This is a genomic window from Acidovorax sp. SUPP2539 (genome assembly GCF_030158975.1).
Classification (GTDB): domain Bacteria; phylum Pseudomonadota; class Gammaproteobacteria; order Burkholderiales; family Burkholderiaceae_C; genus Paracidovorax.
Map to the genome: position 1 here is coordinate 186,106 of NZ_BQXJ01000008.1, position 15,747 is coordinate 201,852.

Here is a 15,747-nt window from a genome sequence, read left to right on the forward strand (position 1 = left end):
CAAAGTCCCACGGAAGCCTCAGGCCTCGGACACGCGCCCCGCGTCGATGGTGATGCGCCGCTCGCATTGCGCAGCGATGCCCCGGTCGTGCGTGACGAGCACGAGCGTGGTGCCCTGCTCGCGGTTCAACTCGAACATCAGCCGCATGATGGTCTCGCCCGTGGCGAAGTCCAGGCTACCGGTGGGCTCGTCGGCCAGCAGCACGGCCGGCTCGACCACGAAGGCGCGCGCCAGCGCCACGCGCTGCTGCTCGCCGCCCGACAGCACCTTGGGGTAGTGCGACAGGCGCTGGCCCAGCCCCACGCGCCCCAGCATGTCGGCCGCGAGCTTGCGCGCGTCGCGGCGGTCGGCCAGCTCCAGCGGCAGCATGACGTTCTCCAGCGCGGTCAGGTTGCCCATGAGCTGGAAGCTCTGGAACACGAAGCCCACCTTCTGCGCGCGCAGTGCGGCGCGGGCATCTTCGTCGATGGCGAACAGGTCCTGCCCATCCAGGCGCACGGTGCCGCGGGTGGGCGTATCGAGCCCCGCGATGATCGACAGCAGCGTGCTCTTGCCCGAGCCCGAGGCGCCCACGATGGCCGCGGTTTCCCTCGCAGCCAGCCGGAAATCGATATCCCGCAGAATGTCGAGGGTGCCGGTCGAGTCCGTCACCGACTTGTGCACGTGCTCCACGGCGATGATGGGGTGGGTGGGCAAGGAAGGAGTTTCCGACATGAAAGGTGCTTTGCTGTGAATCGAAATCTGTTGTACCGGCGTCACTTTATCGCGGCCCTGGCGGCCGGCGCGGCCGCAGGGCTTTGTGCCCCTGCTGCGCTGGCCGCTGCGGCGGCCAAGCCGGTCATCCTCGTGGTGGGCGATTCGCTGAGCGCCGAGTACGGACTGGCCCGCGGCACGGGCTGGGTGGCGCTGCTGGAAAAGAAGCTGGCCGAAGAGAAGATCGACGCCACGGTCGTGAACGCCAGCGTGAGTGGCGACACCACCTCGGGGGGCCGCTCCCGCCTGCCGGCCCTGCTGACCCAGCACCGGCCCAGCCATGTGGTGATCGAGCTGGGCGGCAACGACGCCTTGCGCGGGCTGCCGCTGCAGAACACCGCCGACAACCTGAAGGCCATGGCCCAGGCGGCCAAACAGTCGGGCGCCAAGGTCCTCATCGTGGGGATGCAGGTGCCGCCCAACTACGGCACCGATTACGCGAAACGTTTTGCCGGCACCTTCGCCAGCGTGGCCAAGGACACCCAGTCGGCGCTGGTGCCCTTCCTACTCAAGGGCGTGGCCGATGCGGCCGACCCGACCGCCATGTTCCAGCCCGACCGCATCCACCCCAAGGCCGAGGCCCACCCGGCCATGCTGGCCAACGTGTGGCCCGAACTGCGCAAGCTGCTGCGCTGACGGGCGGCGCACTGGCGGGCCCGGTCGCCGGGCGGAGCGCCTTGACCTGGGCCGGCGGTGCGGCGGCTGCGGGCCGTTAAGGGATCAGGCCGCAGGCGCGTTGCCGTCGGCGGGCGGTGCGCTCTGCTGGCCGTCGTCCTGCGCGGGGCCTTCCCGCGGGTCGTCCTTGCGGTGGGACTTGGCTTGCGCCTTCTCTTCTTTTTTCTTCTTCTTGGCGAGCTCGCGCTGGCGCTTTTCGTATCCGTAGTTGGGTGTTGCCAAGGTAGTACCTTCCTGAATTGAAGCGGTCAATGTAACAGCATGCCCTCAAGGCCCCGGGTGTCCCGGCCGCTGCGCCGCACCGGGCGCAGCCACCGGACTCCTCAGGGCGTCAGGGTGCGGGAAAGGCATGCGCCAGGGCCTGCGCCAGATCGCGGCGGAGATCGGCTTCGGCCTCCAGGCCGATCGAAAAACGGACCACGGTGCCGGGCACGAGCTGCGGCGTCGGGCGGCTGCGCATGGTCGCCAGCTCGTACGGCACGACCAGGCTCATCGGTCCGCCCCAGCTGTAGCCCAGCTTGAAATATTGCAGCCGGTCGCAGAAAGCGTCCACCTGCGCCTGGGAGTACCGGGGGTCGATCACCACGCTGAACAGGCCCGCCGCGGCGCCCTCCCCACCATCGGCCGCGCACAGCGCACGCCATTGGTCGTGCCCGGGCGATCCCGCCAGCGCGGGGTGCAGCACCTGGGCCACCGCGGGCTGCTCCGCCATCCAGCGCGCCAGCGCGCGCGCCGCCACGTCGTGGGCGCGGTAGCGCAGGCCGATGCTGGGCAGCGAGCGCAGCACGGATTCGACGTCGTTCGCGCCCACGCCCAGCCCCAGGCGCATGTGGCACAGCTTCATGCGCAGGTGCAGGGCCTGGTCGCGGGTGACGATGCTGCCCATGAGCACGTCGCCGCCGCCGCTGGGGTATTTGGTGAGCGCATGCACCGACACATCCACGCCCCACTGGCCGTCGCCCCGCAGGTCGAAGGGCGCGAACGCCAGACCTGCGCCCCAGGTGTTGTCCAGGGCGCAGACCACGCCGCGCTCGCGGCAGATGCGCACCTGCTCGACCAGGTCGGGGAACTCCAGGGTCACCGAGCCCGGCGCCTCCAGCCACACCAGGCGCGTGGCGGGGGTTATCCGGGCGGCGAGGTCGGCAGGGTCCATCGGGTCGTACAGCACATGGTGGATGCCGTAGTGGGCCAGTTCCACCTCGGCCAGCGCCTTGTTCGGGCCATAGGCGTTGTCGGGAATGAGCACCTCGTCGCCGGCGCGCAGCAGCGCCAGCGAGACATTGGCGATGGCGGCGAGGCCGCTGGGCACCAGCAGGCACTGCTTGCCGCCCTCCAGCTCGCACAGGCGCTCTTCCAGCTGGTAGCTGGTGGGGGTGCCGTGCAGGCCGTAGGTGTAGCTGGTCTTGTCCTTCCACTCGCGGGCGCGCATGGCCGCCACATTGGGGAAAATGACTGTGGAGGCCTTGTAGACCGCAGGCTGCGGTGCGGCGAAGCCCGCAGGGGGCACGTAGTCGTGGTGGACGATGCGGGTGGCGAGGTCGGCGGGTGAAGTCATGGGCGCCATGGTAGCGCCCGGCGCACCCGTCCAGGGTGGGCCGGGCGGCGCACGGTGAATGGCCGTTCTACCCGTGCCGGATTGGCAGAAGCCGGGCCGGAGATCAGCCGGCGCTGGAGATGGTCAGCTGGTTGACCACCGAGTTCACGCCCTGCACGTTCTGGGCGATGTTCGTGGCGCGCTCGCTGGCCTGCTTGGATTTGACCGGCCCGTTCAGCGTCACGATGCCGTTGCGGGTGTCCACGTCGATCTTGACAGCGCTCAGCTCCGCGTCCTGGGCCAGGCCGGCGGACACCTTGGCCGTGATGCCGGCATCGTCCATCACCGCGGCGGCGCGCTCGGCGGCCTGGCGGGTCGCATCGCCGGCTTCGTTGGCGGCGGCTTCCATCTTGCGCTGGGCGTCGGAGGCCACCTGTCCGCTCTTGGCGACGGCGGAGTCGATCTGCTGGCCCACCGTGCGGTCATCGGCCTTGTCGCAGGCGGCCAAGCCGAAAGCCAGCAGCGTGGCCGAAAGAATGCTCACCATCCGGTGGGAGGGGCTGTGGGGCGTGCGGGTTGCGTTCATGGGAGGCCTCCTTGCAGAAAATGGGGGAATCTGGTGGGCACTTTAGGTTTGAGGCGCCATGCGCCCGGTGGGAAGGCGCCGAAGCTCGCGTAGGACAAGGCAGTCGAGATGCCGCTGGCGCCCGCCCGCCGCCGCGCGACAATCGCGGGATGCGCCTGCAGTCCCTTTCCCGATGGTTCCCTTTCCTGGCTTGGCCCCGTCCGGACCGCCACCTGATGCGAGGAGAGTTCTGGGCCGGAATGACGGTCGGCCTCATGCTGGTGCCCCAGGGGGTGGCCTATGCAGCGCTGGCGGGCATGCCGGTCATCACCGGCATCTACGCGTCGCTGGTGCCTGCGCTGATCGCGGTGCTGTGGAGTTCCTCCACCCGCCTGGGCGTGGGGCCCACCGCACTGACCAGCCTGTTGATCGGCGCGTCGCTCACCGGCCTGGCGGAGCCCGGCAGCGCGCACTGGGTGGCGCTGGCCGCCTGGATGGCACTGCTGTCGGGCCTGCTGCAGATGCTGCTGGGGGTGGCGCGGTTCGGCTGGCTGCTCAATCTGGTCACCTCGCCCGTGCTCAACGGCTTCACCCAGGCGGCAGCTCTGCTCATCCTGGCCTCCCAGTTGCCGGACCTGCTGGGGCTGCGCACCACCTGGAACGCGCTCGCCGTGTCGCCGTCGCTGCACCATTTCGACCTGACGGCCGCGGCATTCGGCCTGGGCAGCCTGGGGCTGCTGGTGGCCGCGCGGCGCTGGCGCGCCACGTTTCCGGCGGCCATCGTGATCGTCGGGCTGGCGGCCCTGGTCAGCTGGGCGATCGGCTACGCCGACCACGACGGCGCCGTGGTCGGCCACCTGCCCGCCGGGCTGCCCCAGCCCTACTGGCCCGGCTGGCTGTCGTGGGACGAGTTCGGCGCGCTGGTGCTGCCTGTGCTGGTGGTCACGCTCGTGAGCTTCCTGGAGACCGCCTCCAGTGCCAAGGTCGAGCACCAGCAGGGCGGCACGCGCTGGAACGAGAACCAGGACCTGATCGCCCACGGCCTGGCCAAGATGAGTTCGGGACTGTGCGGCAGCTTCGCCACGAGCGCGTCGTTCTCGCGCTCGGCGATCAACCTCTACGCGGGCGCCAAGAGCGGCTGGGCCACCCTTTTCGCCCTGGCGCTGGTGCTGGCGGTGCTGCTGTGGCTCACCCCGGCGCTGTACCACGTGCCCCATTCGGTGCTGGCGGCGGTGGTGGTGACGGCGGTGACCAGCCTCATCAAGCCCGGCACGCTGCTGCGGCTGTGGCGCGTGTCGCGGGTGGAGACGGTCATCGGCGGCGTCACCTTCGCGCTGACCCTGGCGACGGCGCCGCGCATGTACTGGGGCGTGCTGGTGGGCCTGGTGCTGAACCTGGGGCACTTTCTCTATCAGCGCCTGCACCCGCGCATCATTGAGGTGGCCCCGCACCCGGACGGCAGCCTGCGCGACCGCCACCTGTGGCTTTTGCCGCCCATCGCGCCGGGGCTTTTCGCCCTGCGGATGGATGCCGAACTGGACTTCGCGTCCGCCGCGGCCCTGGAACGCCGCATCGCCGAGCACTGGGCCGCCCACCCGGAGATTCGGCACCTGTGCCTTTTTGCGCAACCCATCAACCGCATCGACGTGACGGGCGTGGAAACCTTCGCCCGCCTGCGCACACTGGCCGCCTCCCGCGGGGGGCAACTGCACGTGAGCGGCATCAAACTGCCAGTGGAACAGGTGCTGCGCCGCGCCGGGCTTCTGGAAGCGGGACCGGGTCTTGCACTCTACCGCACCGATGCGCAGGCACTGGCGGTGTTGCAACAATTAACGGAATGAGCCAGGATCGCAGGGGTCAGAAGCCAACCCCGCTGCTACACTCGGTACATACTGTTTGTTGCATTTTGTGACTGAATCTGCGACCCCTCAATTCGTGAACCTGCGCGACCTGCGCCTGACGACAGCGCATGCGTTGGTTGCACAGGCCGCGGGCTCAGAAGCTGCTTTGCCCTCCGACACGCCACTGCACTACCTGCAGGGCTTGATCGATGGCCTGTGCGAGCTGTCGCTCAAAGATCCCCTCACCGGGCTGGCCAACCGGCGCCACTTCCGCACCGTGCTGGAGCGCGAGATCGACCGCGTCACCAGGGCGGGCGAGGCGGCGCTGCTGCTCATGCTCGACATCGACAATTTCAAGCGGGTGAACGACACCTACGGCCATCTCGCCGGAGACATCGTGCTGCAGTCGGTGGCGCGCACCCTGAACGGCTGCGTGCGCCCCATGGACACCCTGGCCCGGTACGGCGGCGAAGAGTTCGCCGTGGTGCTGCCGGCCTGCCAGGCGGGCTTCGGCCGCGTGGTGGCGGAACGCATCCGCCGCGCGATCGAGCGCACGCCGGTGCGCATCTCGCCCTCCGTCGATCTCAACGTCACCGTCAGCATCGGCGGGGCTTTCGCCCTGCAATGGATCCGCAGCACGACGCTCCTGTGGAGCGAGCGTGCCGACAGCCAGCTCTATAAAGCCAAGATGGCCGGCCGCAACCGCGTCAGCATCGAAGAACAGCCGGACAGCACCGTCAGTGCCGAAGAGAAGAGCCTGCTCTTCGGCCCGCTATACACTCCGTCGGGATGGGGCGATCTGCCACCGCCCATGGATTCCACAGGCAGCGCCTATTGAAAGCCCAGAGATGACCGACGCGCTGTCCCCGCAACCCACCACACCCGCCGGCCCCAACATGCCTGCGCGCACCGCTAGCCCGCCGCCTGGCGCCCGCATCATCGCCATCACGAGCGGCAAGGGCGGCGTGGGCAAGACTTTCGTTTCCGCCAACCTGGCGGCCGCCCTCACCCGCCGCGGCCACCGCGTGCTCGTGCTCGATGCCGACCTGGGCCTGGCCAACCTCGACGTGGTGCTGAACCTGCACCCCAAGGTCACGCTGCACGACGTGTTCACCGGCAAGGCCGACCTGGACGATGCCGTGATCGACGCGCCCGGCGGCTTTTCGGTCGTGCTGGCCGGCTCCGGCATGGTCGAGTACTCGCGCCTCACCCCCGAGGTGCGCAGCGAATTTTTGAACGTGATCCAGACGCTGGCACCGCGCTTCGACGTGATCCTGCTGGACACCGGCGCGGGCATCTCCGACGTGGTGCTTTTCTCGGTGTCGCTCGCGTCCGAGGTGCTGATCGTCGCCACGCCCGAGCCCACCTCCCTCACCGACGCCTACGCCGCGATCAAGGTGCTGGCCACGCAGCAAAAGCGCCAGCACGTGCGCATGGTGGTCAACCAGGCCGCGCGCCCCGGCGACGGCCGCGCCATCACGAGCCAGTTGCAGCAGGTGCTGGACCGCTTCGTGAGCACCGAATCGGGGCGCTCCATGCGCTTGCTGCACATGGGCGACATCCCGGCCGACACGTCGGTGCGCGATGCCGTCATGCGGCGCCAGTTGCTGCTGATGCAGATGCCCGGCTGCCCCGCGGCGCTGGCCATTGCCCAGCTGGCCAACAAGATCGACACCGCGCTGCTCACCCCCGCCAGTTAGCCGAACGCCGGGGCCACGCCGTTGGCCGTCCGGCCCGCCTGCCATGCCCGAGTCCACCGTGAACGACGTTCTCAATATCTCCTGCTACCTGTTCGTGCCCCTGCCGGACGCGGTCGAGCTGCGCGACGTGCTGCACGCGCGGGCCGAGGCGGCCCACCTCAAGGGCACCATCCTGCTGGCCGAGGAAGGCATCAACCTGTTCCTGGCCGGGCCGGCGACGGCAGTGCGCGGCTTCATAGCAGCCCTGAAGGCGGACGCGCGCTTCGAACCCCTGGCCCCCAAGGAAAGCTGGTCGGCCACGCAGCCGTTTCGCAAGATGCTGGTGAAGGTCAAGCGCGAAATCATCCGCATGGACCACCCCACCATCCGCCCGTCGAACGGCCGGGCGCCCGCGGTGGACGCGCCCACCCTGCACCGCTGGCTGGCGCAGGGGCACGACGACGCGGGCCGGCCGGTGGTGACGCTGGACACGCGCAATGCCTTCGAGGTGGACCAGGGCACGTTCGACAACGCCATCGACTGGCGCATCGACAAGTTCACCGAGTTTCCGCCGGCGCTGCGCGAGCACAAGGCCGAGTTCGCCGGCAAGACGGTGGTGAGCTTCTGCACGGGCGGCATCCGCTGCGAAAAGGCCGCCATCCTGATGCGCGAGGAAGGCATCGAGAACGTCTACCAGCTCGAAGGCGGCATCCTCAAGTACTTCGAGGAAACCGACGGGGCGCACTACCACGGCGGCTGCTTCGTGTTCGACGAGCGCCGGGTGCTGGCGAACGACCTGTCGACGCAGCCGGAATCAGCCGCAGAGCCGAACGCTATCAAAATGTGAGCTGCCGGGGCATCATTTCCTAAGGCATCGGGCTGTTTTGGCCCGATTTTTCAGTTCAAGGCTTGAAGCGCCGCTCCGGCAGCGGAATCCATTCGGTCTCGCCGGGCACGTGGCCCATGCGCTGGGCGTCCCAGTCGTCGGCGGCCTGCACGATGCGGTCCTTGCGGCGCGACACGAAATTCCACCAGATGTGGCGCGGGGCATCCAGCGCGTCGCCGCCGATCACCATCAGCCGCACCGCCCGGTCCGGCGCGCGCAGCGCGGCGCCGGCGCCCGTCTCCAGCACGGCCAGCGTGTGGGCCGCGAACGGCTCGCCGTCGAGCAGCAGGTCGCCGTCCACCGCATAGATCGCCATTTCCTGCGCCAGGGGCGGCAAGGTCAGCGCACCGCCGGCGGCCAATTGCACGTCGAGGTACAGCGTGGGCGACAGCGTCGCCACGGGCGAGGCTTGGCCGAACGCCTGGCCGATCAGCACGCGCACCGTGGCGCCTTCGTGCGACAGCTCGGGAATGTCGGCGGCCGGCGTGTGCACGAAGCTGGGTGCATCGTCCTCGCTGGCCATCGGCAGCGCCGCCCACAGCTGGATGCCATGGTTCACGTAGCTGCGGTCGCGCAGCGCATCGGGCCGCCGCTCGGAATGCACGATGCCGCGCCCCGCGGTCATCCAGTTGATGGCACCGGGTTCGATCTGCTGCAGCGAGCCCAGGCTGTCCCGGTGCACGATGGCACCGTCGAATAGGTAGGTGACGGTGGCCAGGCCGATGTGCGGGTGGGGCCGCACGTCGTATTCGGACGCCGGCTCCACGGTCACCGGCCCGAAATGGTCGAAGAAGACGAAGGGCCCGACGGAGCGGCGCTGCAGCGATGGCAGCAGCCGGCGCACGGTGAATCCGCCGCCCAGGTCCTTGTCGTGCCCCTTCAGGATGGCCGGCCCGCTCATGGCATGCGCTCCACGGCGGTGGTGATCTCGGTGGTGACGCTGGTCATCAGCTTGTGCACCGGGCACTTGGCGGCCACGGCCTCCAGCTCCGCGATCTGGGCGTCGGTGAGATCGCCGCTCACCTGCAGGCGGGCGGCCAGGCGGTAGGTGCCGCTGCGCTCGGCCGACGCGTCGCGGTCGATCACCGTGCGCACGTCGTCCACCGCCATGCCCTTTCGGCGCGCGTACCACAGCACGGTGAGCGCCTTGCATGCGCCGAGCGCGGCGTCGTACAGGTCGTGCGGATTGGGGCCGGTGTCATCGCCGTCCTCGGCCACGGTGCCGTCCACGACAAGGCGATGCCCGCGAACCGTCAGGGTCTGCGCCAGCGGTGCGCCGGCAATGCGCCGCAATTCGAGGGTCATGGGAAGGCTCCGGTGAGGGGAGGGATCGAGAGGGGATGGGCCGGCCAATCTATCAGCCGTGCAGGCGGCGCGCAATCTCCGCCACGCGTGCGCCGTACGACCGGCCCGTGTCCAGGTCGCCCTGGAGCATCTCCTGCACGCTGGCGTCGGAGGGCGACTGGGCCAGCACGCCGACCGAGCCGCCCAGGTTGTTCAGGTCGTTGCGGGTGGCGGCCTTGGAGTTGCTGGGCAGCAGGCCCAGGCTCACCCAGATGCCGCCGTGCTGCGACGCCAGGGTGTGCAGGTAGGCCAGCGTCCCCTGCTTGTCGCCGTTCAGGCTGGCGCTGTTGGTGAAGCCGCCGAACACCTTGTCCTGCCAGCTGCGGCCGAACCAGGCCTTGGAGGAGGCATCGGCGAATTTCTTGAACTGCCAGCTCGGGCCGCCCATGTACGTGGGGGTGCCGAACAGGATGCCGTCGGCCGCTTGCAGGGTGTCCCAGCCGCCTTCGGGCAGGTTGCCATCGGCATCGATGGCGACGAGCTGCGCGTTCGCGCCTTCGGCCACGGCCTGGGCCAGGCGCTGGGTGTGGCCATAGCCGGAATGAAAGACCACTGCGATTTTTGCCATGATGAAGAACTCCTCGAACGGGTGGTTGGATAGAGAAAAAAGAGAGGGGACAGGGAGAAAAAGAAAACGAAAGTCGGCCGATTCTCAGGCCGCCAGGTCGAATACCAGCACTTCCGCCTGCGTGCCCTGCCCGAACGCCAGCAGGGGCTCTTGCTCGGCAAAGGCCGCGTCGCCGGCCGCCAGGTCAAGCCCGTTGACCTGCAGCGCCCCGCGCACCAGTTGCACGTAGCCCTTGCGGCCGGGTGGTAGCGCCAGCGTGGCGGCCTCCGACCCATCGAACAGGCCGGCGTACAGGCGGGCATTCGCATGGACGGTGAGCGAGCCGCACGCGCCATCGGGCGAGGCCAGCAGTCGGAGCACGCCGCGCTTGTCCGCATCGGCGAAGGTCTTTTGCTCGTATTCGGGTTCGATGCCGCGGGCATCGGGCTCCAGCCAGATCTGCAGGAAATGGGTGGAGCGCCCGGGGGCATGGTTGAACTCGCTGTGCGTCACGCCCGTGCCGGCGCTCATGCGCTGCACGTCGCCCTGGGGAATGCCCCGCACGTTGCCCAGGCTGTCCTTGTGCGCCAGTTCGCCGCACAGCACGTAGCTCAGGATTTCCATGTCGCGGTGGCCGTGGGTGCCGAAGCCGGTGCCCGGTGCGATGCGGTCTTCGTTGACGACGCGCAGGCTGCCGTAGCCCATGTAGCGGGGGTCGTAGTAGCCGGCGAACGAAAAGCTGTGGTACGACTGCAGCCAGCCATGGTCGGCATGGCCCCGGTCTTGGGATTTTCGGACGGTCAGCATGGGCAGCGGGTGTTCATACGGTGCAGCGACTTTAGAAGCAGGGTGCGGCTTGCAAGCCCAAGCGGATTGAAGGCATCATTCAAAATCTTTTAATCCAAGCCGCACCCACCATGCAAAATGCCCGCGATGCCCTGACCCCCGACAGCCTGGCCATGCTGCAGGTCATTGCCGACACCGGCAGCTTCGCCGCGGCGGCGCGGCGGCTGGGACTGGTGCCCAGCGCCCTCACCTACCGCGTGCGCCAGATCGAGGACGCGCTCGACGTGCTGCTGTTCGACCGCAGCGCGCGGCAGGCGCGCCCGACGGAGGCCGGCACCGAACTGCTGCGCGAAGGCGCGCGCCTGCTCGAAGAAGTGGACGCGGTGGCGCACCGCGTTCGCCGCGTCGCCACGGGCTGGGAGCCGCAGCTGACCATCAGCGTGGACGGCATCATCTCGCCCACCACCCTGCTGGAGCTGACCGAGGCGTTCTACGCCATGGAGCCGCCCACGCGGCTCAAGCTGCGCACCGGCATCCTGTCGGGCACGCTGGAGATGCTGACCTCCGGCCGGGCCGACCTGGCCATCGGCGTGGCGGTCAACGCCTCCACCGTCTCCGGCCTGCAGCAGGAGACGATGGGAGAGGTGGAGTTTCTCTACGCCATCGCCCCCCACCACCCGCTGGCCGATGCGCAGGAGCCCATCACCGACACTGTGCTGCGCATGCACCGCGCCGTCGCCGTGGCCGATTCCGCGCAGCGCGGCAGCGTCACCATGGGCCTGCTCGGGGGGCAGGATGTCTTCACCGTGGACAGCATGCAGGCCAAGCTGCAAGCCCAGTTGCGGGGGCTGGGCGGAGGGTTCATTCCGGAGCCCATGGCCCGGCCCTACCTGGAGGCGGGGCGCCTCGTGACACGGCGGGTGGCCCGCGCACGGCGCAACGTGCAGTTGCACTACGCCTGGGGCGGGCCCGGCCACAGCGCGCCGGGCCGGGCGCTGCAGTGGTGGCTGTCCCAACTGCAAAGCCCCGCCACGCGCAAGGCACTGCTCGAAAACCATCATCATTTCTAGCGCACGAAGCCACGCGGCCAAGGGCCGCGCGTGTAGAGTGGGCCTTGTTTCACTGCTCCTGAACTTCGCTTCCGAAAGGCCCGGCCCCATGCCCCCAGCACCTGCCCAACGATCCAAGCAACGGCTGCGACGCAGCCCCTCCACGGAGACCCCGGCCCCATCCCCCGAGCCTTCGGCACCGGCACGCCGCTTCGCCGTCATCGGCGCCGGCATGGCGGGCATCGTGTGCGCCCGCACGCTCGTCCAGGCAGGCCATGAGGTCACGGTGTTCGAGAAGGCCCCCCATGCCGGCGGACGCACCACCACGCTGGACACGGCCTTCGGCAGCTTCGATGCCGGCGCGCAGTATTTCACCGTGCGCGACTCGCGCTTCGAACGGGCCCTGGAAACCGTGCCCGGCCTGTGCCGGCCCTGGAGCGCCAACACCGTGCGCGTACTCGACGCGGCAGGCCGCGTGGCCGCTGCGGCGCCACCGCCGGGCGAGCCCCACTGGGTCGCCAGCCCTGGCATGCAATCGCTGGTGGATGCCTGGTCGCGGCCGCTGTCGCTGGCCGGCCGCCTGCTCACCGGCTGCCGCGTGACCCGCATCGAACGCGACCCCATGGACGGCAAGCGCTGGCAACTGCGCACCGAGTCGCCCGATGGCGCGGCGCAGGTGCATGCGGGGTTCGACGCGGTGCTGCTCGCGCAGCCCTCCGTGCCGGCGCTGGCGCTGCTGCAGGCCTCTGGCACCGCGTCGAGCACGACCGTCGCGCCATCGCTGCACGCACCGCTGGCCCAGGTCACCATCGCCCCCTGCTGGACCCTCATGCTGGCGTTTCCCCAGGCGGTGCGGCCGGGCCTCACCACGCTGGGGCCGCAGTGGAACGCGGCGCGCAGCACCCACCACCGCATCGCCTGGCTGGCGCGCGAGTCCTCCAAGCCCGGGCGCGGCCCGGTGGAGCGCTGGACCGTGCAGGCCAGCCCCGCGTGGTCGCGGGAGCACCTGGAGGACGGCGAAGCCCGGGTGCAGGCCAAGCTCACCAAAGCGTTCTCCGAAGTGACCGGCATCCGCGCCGAGCCCGCGCACGCCGAGGTCTGCCGATGGCGCTATGCGCAAACGCTCGCGCCGCTGGGCCGCTCGCACCTGTGGGACGCCAAGGCCGGCATCGGCCTGTGCGGCGACTGGTGCCTGGGCCATCGCCTGGAAGACGCCTTCGTCTCCGGACTGGAACTCGCCCTCGCGGTGGCATGACGCTGGGCGCCCTTTCCCGCTACATCGGCCGTTTCGCGCCGTCGCCCACGGGCCCGCTGCATGCGGGCTCGCTGGTGGCGGCGCTGGCCAGTTGGCTGGACGCGCGTTCGGCGCACGGGGGGCGCGGCGGGCAATGGCTGGTGCGCATCGAAGACGTCGACACCCCGCGCTGCGCGCCTGGGGCCGACGCCATCATCCTGTCCCAGCTGGCCGATTGCGGCCTGCTGCCGGATGGTCCGGTGGTGCGGCAATCGGAGCGTGGCCTGCCGTACCAGCAAGCGCTGGACCGCCTGCTCGCCCAGGGCCGGGCCTACCCCTGCGCCTGTTCGCGCAGCGACATCGAGCGAGCCCAGGCCCGGCTCGGCCATGTGCGCCAACCCCATGTGGAGCTGCCCTACCCCGGCACCTGCCGTGGGGGGCTGCAGGGTCGGCCGGCGCGGTCCTGGCGGTTCCGCTCATCGGAAATCCAGAAAAAACTACCTGCCCGTCCAGGGCCGTGCGAGCGCGATGCCGGGCCTTCGGTCTCGCGCGACGGCGTGGTCTGGGAAGACCGCCGGCTGGGCGTTCAATCGCAGGACGTGGCGAGCGCGGTGGGCGATTTCGTGCTGCGCCGCGCCGATGGTCTGTGGGCCTACCAGCTCGCCGTGGTGGTGGACGATGCCGACCAGGGCATCACCCACGTGGTGCGGGGGGAAGACCTCGCCGACAACACGCCGAGACAGATCCTGCTGCAGCACGCCCTCGGCCTGGCCACGCCGCGCTACCTGCACACGCCGCTGGTGTATGCGCCCGACGGTGCCAAGCTCTCCAAGCAGCACGGCGCGCCGCCGGTGGACACGCGCGAACCCGTCAAGGCGCTGGCCGCCGCCGCGCACCAGTTGGGCCTGCCGCCGCTGGTGCGGCCAAACGACACCCCGGTCGGCCATGCGCTGGAGCTCTGGGCGCGGGCATGGTCCGGAATCTACAATCGCTCACCGTGACAGAAACGCAATTGCCCCTGGCCGATGCCGGCCCGACGAATCCCCCCGAGCAGCGCCCTGCGCGCGCGGGCGGCGGTGCCCCCGCCGACGTCCCCTATCCCAAGACCATCAAGAGCTATGTGCGCCGCGCAGGCCGCACCACCACCGGCCAGGCCAAGGCCTTCGAAGAGCTGGGCCCCCGCTTCGTGCTGGACTACTCCCCCCAACCCATCGACGTCCCCGCCGTGTTCGGCCGCACCGCCCCGCTGGTGCTGGAGATCGGGTTCGGCATGGGCGAAGCCACCGCGCACATCGCCGGCGTGCGCCCGCAGGACAACTTCCTGTGCTGCGAGGTGCACGAGCCCGGCGTGGGTGCGCTGCTCAAACGCATTGGCGAGCAGGGCCTGGCCAACATCCGCATCCTGCAGCACGACGCGGTCGAGGTGATCGACCACATGGTGCCGCCCGGCACGCTGGATGGGATCCACATCTTCTTTCCCGATCCGTGGCACAAGAAAAAGCACAACAAGCGCCGCCTGATCCAGCCGCCGCTGGTGGCCAAGCTGGCGGCCCGGCTCAAGCCGGGCGGCTACCTGCATTGCGCGACGGACTGGCAGCCGTACGCCGAACAGATGCTGGAGGTGCTGTCGGCCGAGCCCCAATTGGCCAATACCGCTGACGGCTACGCGCCGCAGCCCGACTACCGCCCCCTCACCAAGTTCGAAAACCGTGGCCTGCGCCTGGGGCACGGCGTATGGGACGTGGTGTTCGTGCGCCGAAGTTGACCGCATGACTGCAGAATCGACGCATCCATGAAGCCCATTCTCGACAACCTGGTCGAAATGACCGGCCACCGCGACCATCTTCGGCTGGAGGTGTCGGTGCTCTCCACGCTGCAGAAGCTGCCCGCGATCAAGGCAGTGCGTGCGCTCGAAATCTTCAAGGACGATGGCGTTCCGTACGTGCGGCCGCGCACCTGGTGCGATCAGGGCCAGATGGTGTCGACCAACTCCGAAGCCGCGGCCGATTCCCGCCGCGAGCCCCTCACCCAATACGCCGCGCTGCACGAATGCATCTTGCAGAAGGAGCGGCGCGCGCTGCATTCGCTGCGCAAGGGCGAGCACACGCTGTGGATGCCGGTGTGGATGCACGACGAGGTGCACGCCTGTATCGAAGTGACGCAGTCGCGGCCGTTCTCGGTGCACAAGCTGGACGTGATCCAGAGCGTCTTCTACGTCTACCAGAACTACCAGAGCCTGCTGGACTACAGCGAGCGCGATGCGCTCACGGGGCTGTTCAACCGCAAGACCTTCGACGAGCAGTTCGCGCGCCGCGCGGGCGTGTCCGGCAGCGTGCGCATCGCGGCCGACGAGATGCTAGCGGACGGAGACGGTGCCGACGCGAGCGAGCCGCTGCAGCAGTGGCTGGCAGTGGTGGACATCGACCATTTCAAGCAGGTGAACGACCGCTTCGGCCACCTGTATGGCGACGAAGTGCTGATCCTGATCGCCAACATCCTGCGCTCGTCCTTCCGCAGCCACGACCGCATCTTCCGCTTCGGGGGCGAGGAGTTCGTGGTGCTGCTGCGCTCGACCACGCTGTCGACCGCGCACAAGGTGTTCAACCGCTTTCGCCTGGCGGTGCAGGAGTACAACTTTCCGCAGGTGGGCCGCGTCACGGTCAGCCTGGGCTTCGTGTGCACCGACCGCGGCGCGCCGGTCGAAATCCTGGGCCAGGCCGACCAGGCCCTCTACTTCGCCAAGGAAAACGGCCGTAACCGGGTGTGCTACTACGACGAACTGATCGACCAGGGCCACCTGCACACCAAGGTGTCCAACGACGACGTCGAACTGTTCTGACCGGCCTCCCCTGCG

General features: G+C 69.3%; 18 protein-coding genes. 10 read left to right on the forward strand and 8 right to left on the reverse strand.

Going from position 1 to position 15,747, the window contains the following annotated elements:
- Positions 1–18: 18 nt before the first annotated feature.
- Positions 19–714: an ABC transporter ATP-binding protein gene (locus AVTE2539_RS23490; protein WP_272569367.1), complete on the reverse strand. Its 696-nt coding sequence runs from the start codon at positions 712–714 to the stop codon at positions 19–21.
- Between the two features lie 15 nt (positions 715–729).
- Between AVTE2539_RS23490 and AVTE2539_RS23495 the strand changes: the two genes are divergently transcribed.
- Positions 730–1,389: an arylesterase gene (locus AVTE2539_RS23495; protein ID WP_284399895.1), complete on the forward strand. Its 660-nt coding sequence runs from the start codon at positions 730–732 to the stop codon at positions 1,387–1,389.
- An 84-nt stretch (positions 1,390–1,473) separates the two neighbouring features.
- Here AVTE2539_RS23495 and AVTE2539_RS23500 read toward each other — a convergent pair whose 3' ends face one another.
- The 3 genes from AVTE2539_RS23500 to AVTE2539_RS23510 all read right to left on the reverse strand — a co-directional run bounded on the left by AVTE2539_RS23500 (position 1,474) and on the right by AVTE2539_RS23510 (position 3,548).
- Positions 1,474–1,650, reverse strand: a complete 177-nt coding sequence (locus tag AVTE2539_RS23500) for a hypothetical protein (protein ID WP_284399897.1) — start codon at positions 1,648–1,650, stop codon at positions 1,474–1,476.
- Positions 1,651–1,759: 109 nt separating this feature from the next.
- Positions 1,760–2,983 carry a PLP-dependent transferase gene (locus AVTE2539_RS23505; protein ID WP_284414407.1) on the reverse strand — a complete coding sequence of 408 codons (1,224 nt, stop codon included), beginning with the start codon at positions 2,981–2,983 and terminating at the stop codon, positions 1,760–1,762.
- A gap of 103 nt (positions 2,984–3,086) precedes the next feature.
- Positions 3,087–3,548, reverse strand: a complete 462-nt coding sequence (locus AVTE2539_RS23510; protein WP_272569363.1) for a BON domain-containing protein — start codon at positions 3,546–3,548, stop codon at positions 3,087–3,089.
- 149 nt (positions 3,549–3,697) lie between these two features.
- Between AVTE2539_RS23510 and AVTE2539_RS23515 the strand changes: the two genes are divergently transcribed.
- From AVTE2539_RS23515 to AVTE2539_RS23530, 4 genes are read left to right on the forward strand one after another with little or no spacing between them, the layout of a single operon-like run.
- Positions 3,698–5,368 (forward strand): SulP family inorganic anion transporter, encoded by a 1,671-nt coding sequence (locus tag AVTE2539_RS23515; RefSeq protein ID WP_284399906.1) that lies wholly within the window; start codon positions 3,698–3,700, stop codon positions 5,366–5,368.
- A gap of 55 nt (positions 5,369–5,423) precedes the next feature.
- Entirely contained in the window at positions 5,424–6,206 is a 783-nt protein-coding gene (locus AVTE2539_RS23520; protein WP_372588176.1) for a GGDEF domain-containing protein, read from the forward strand.
- A 10-nt stretch (positions 6,207–6,216) separates the two neighbouring features.
- Positions 6,217–7,068, forward strand: coding sequence for a MinD/ParA family protein (locus AVTE2539_RS23525; RefSeq protein ID WP_272569360.1), 852 nt, complete (start codon positions 6,217–6,219; stop codon positions 7,066–7,068).
- A gap of 43 nt (positions 7,069–7,111) precedes the next feature.
- Positions 7,112–7,894 (forward strand): sulfurtransferase, encoded by a 783-nt coding sequence (locus tag AVTE2539_RS23530; protein WP_284414409.1) that lies wholly within the window; start codon positions 7,112–7,114, stop codon positions 7,892–7,894.
- 55 nt (positions 7,895–7,949) lie between these two features.
- On the opposite strand, the gene AVTE2539_RS23535 is transcribed toward AVTE2539_RS23530, so the two are convergent.
- The 4 genes from AVTE2539_RS23535 to AVTE2539_RS23550 form a co-directional block, all read right to left on the reverse strand.
- Positions 7,950–8,834: a pirin family protein gene (locus AVTE2539_RS23535; RefSeq protein WP_284414411.1), complete on the reverse strand. Its 885-nt coding sequence runs from the start codon at positions 8,832–8,834 to the stop codon at positions 7,950–7,952.
- Positions 8,831–9,238: an OsmC family protein gene (locus AVTE2539_RS23540; RefSeq protein ID WP_272569354.1), complete on the reverse strand. Its 408-nt coding sequence runs from the start codon at positions 9,236–9,238 to the stop codon at positions 8,831–8,833. Before AVTE2539_RS23540 ends, AVTE2539_RS23535 begins: the two co-directional genes overlap by 4 nt.
- 52 nt (positions 9,239–9,290) lie before the next feature.
- Positions 9,291–9,845 (reverse strand): flavodoxin family protein, encoded by a 555-nt coding sequence (locus AVTE2539_RS23545; protein WP_272569353.1) that lies wholly within the window; start codon positions 9,843–9,845, stop codon positions 9,291–9,293.
- Between the two features lie 84 nt (positions 9,846–9,929).
- A complete protein-coding gene (locus AVTE2539_RS23550) occupies positions 9,930–10,631 on the reverse strand; it encodes a pirin family protein (RefSeq protein ID WP_284414413.1) in 702 nt (233 codons plus the stop codon).
- Between the two features lie 110 nt (positions 10,632–10,741).
- Between AVTE2539_RS23550 and AVTE2539_RS23555 the strand changes: the two genes are divergently transcribed.
- The 5 genes from AVTE2539_RS23555 (at position 10,742) to AVTE2539_RS23575 (ending at position 15,732) form a co-directional block, all read left to right on the forward strand.
- Entirely contained in the window at positions 10,742–11,680 is a 939-nt protein-coding gene (locus AVTE2539_RS23555) for a LysR family transcriptional regulator (RefSeq protein ID WP_284404435.1), read from the forward strand.
- Positions 11,681–11,768: 88 nt separating this feature from the next.
- On the forward strand, positions 11,769–12,914 hold the full coding sequence (locus AVTE2539_RS23560; protein WP_284414415.1) for an NAD(P)/FAD-dependent oxidoreductase: 1,146 nt from the start codon (positions 11,769–11,771) through the stop codon (positions 12,912–12,914).
- Complete coding sequence (gene gluQRS / locus AVTE2539_RS23565) at positions 12,911–13,894, forward strand: tRNA glutamyl-Q(34) synthetase GluQRS (RefSeq protein WP_284414418.1); 984 nt, start codon at positions 12,911–12,913, stop codon at positions 13,892–13,894. The genes AVTE2539_RS23560 and gluQRS overlap by 4 nt, the downstream gene beginning before the upstream one ends.
- The gene (trmB, locus tag AVTE2539_RS23570; protein ID WP_284414420.1) at positions 13,864–14,658 is read left to right on the forward strand and encodes a tRNA (guanosine(46)-N7)-methyltransferase TrmB; all 795 of its coding nucleotides are present in this window, start codon (positions 13,864–13,866) and stop codon (positions 14,656–14,658) included. Before gluQRS ends, trmB begins: the two co-directional genes overlap by 31 nt.
- A gap of 27 nt (positions 14,659–14,685) precedes the next feature.
- On the forward strand, positions 14,686–15,732 hold the full coding sequence (locus AVTE2539_RS23575) for a GGDEF domain-containing protein (protein WP_284414422.1): 1,047 nt from the start codon (positions 14,686–14,688) through the stop codon (positions 15,730–15,732).
- Positions 15,733–15,747: the final 15 nt, after the last annotated feature.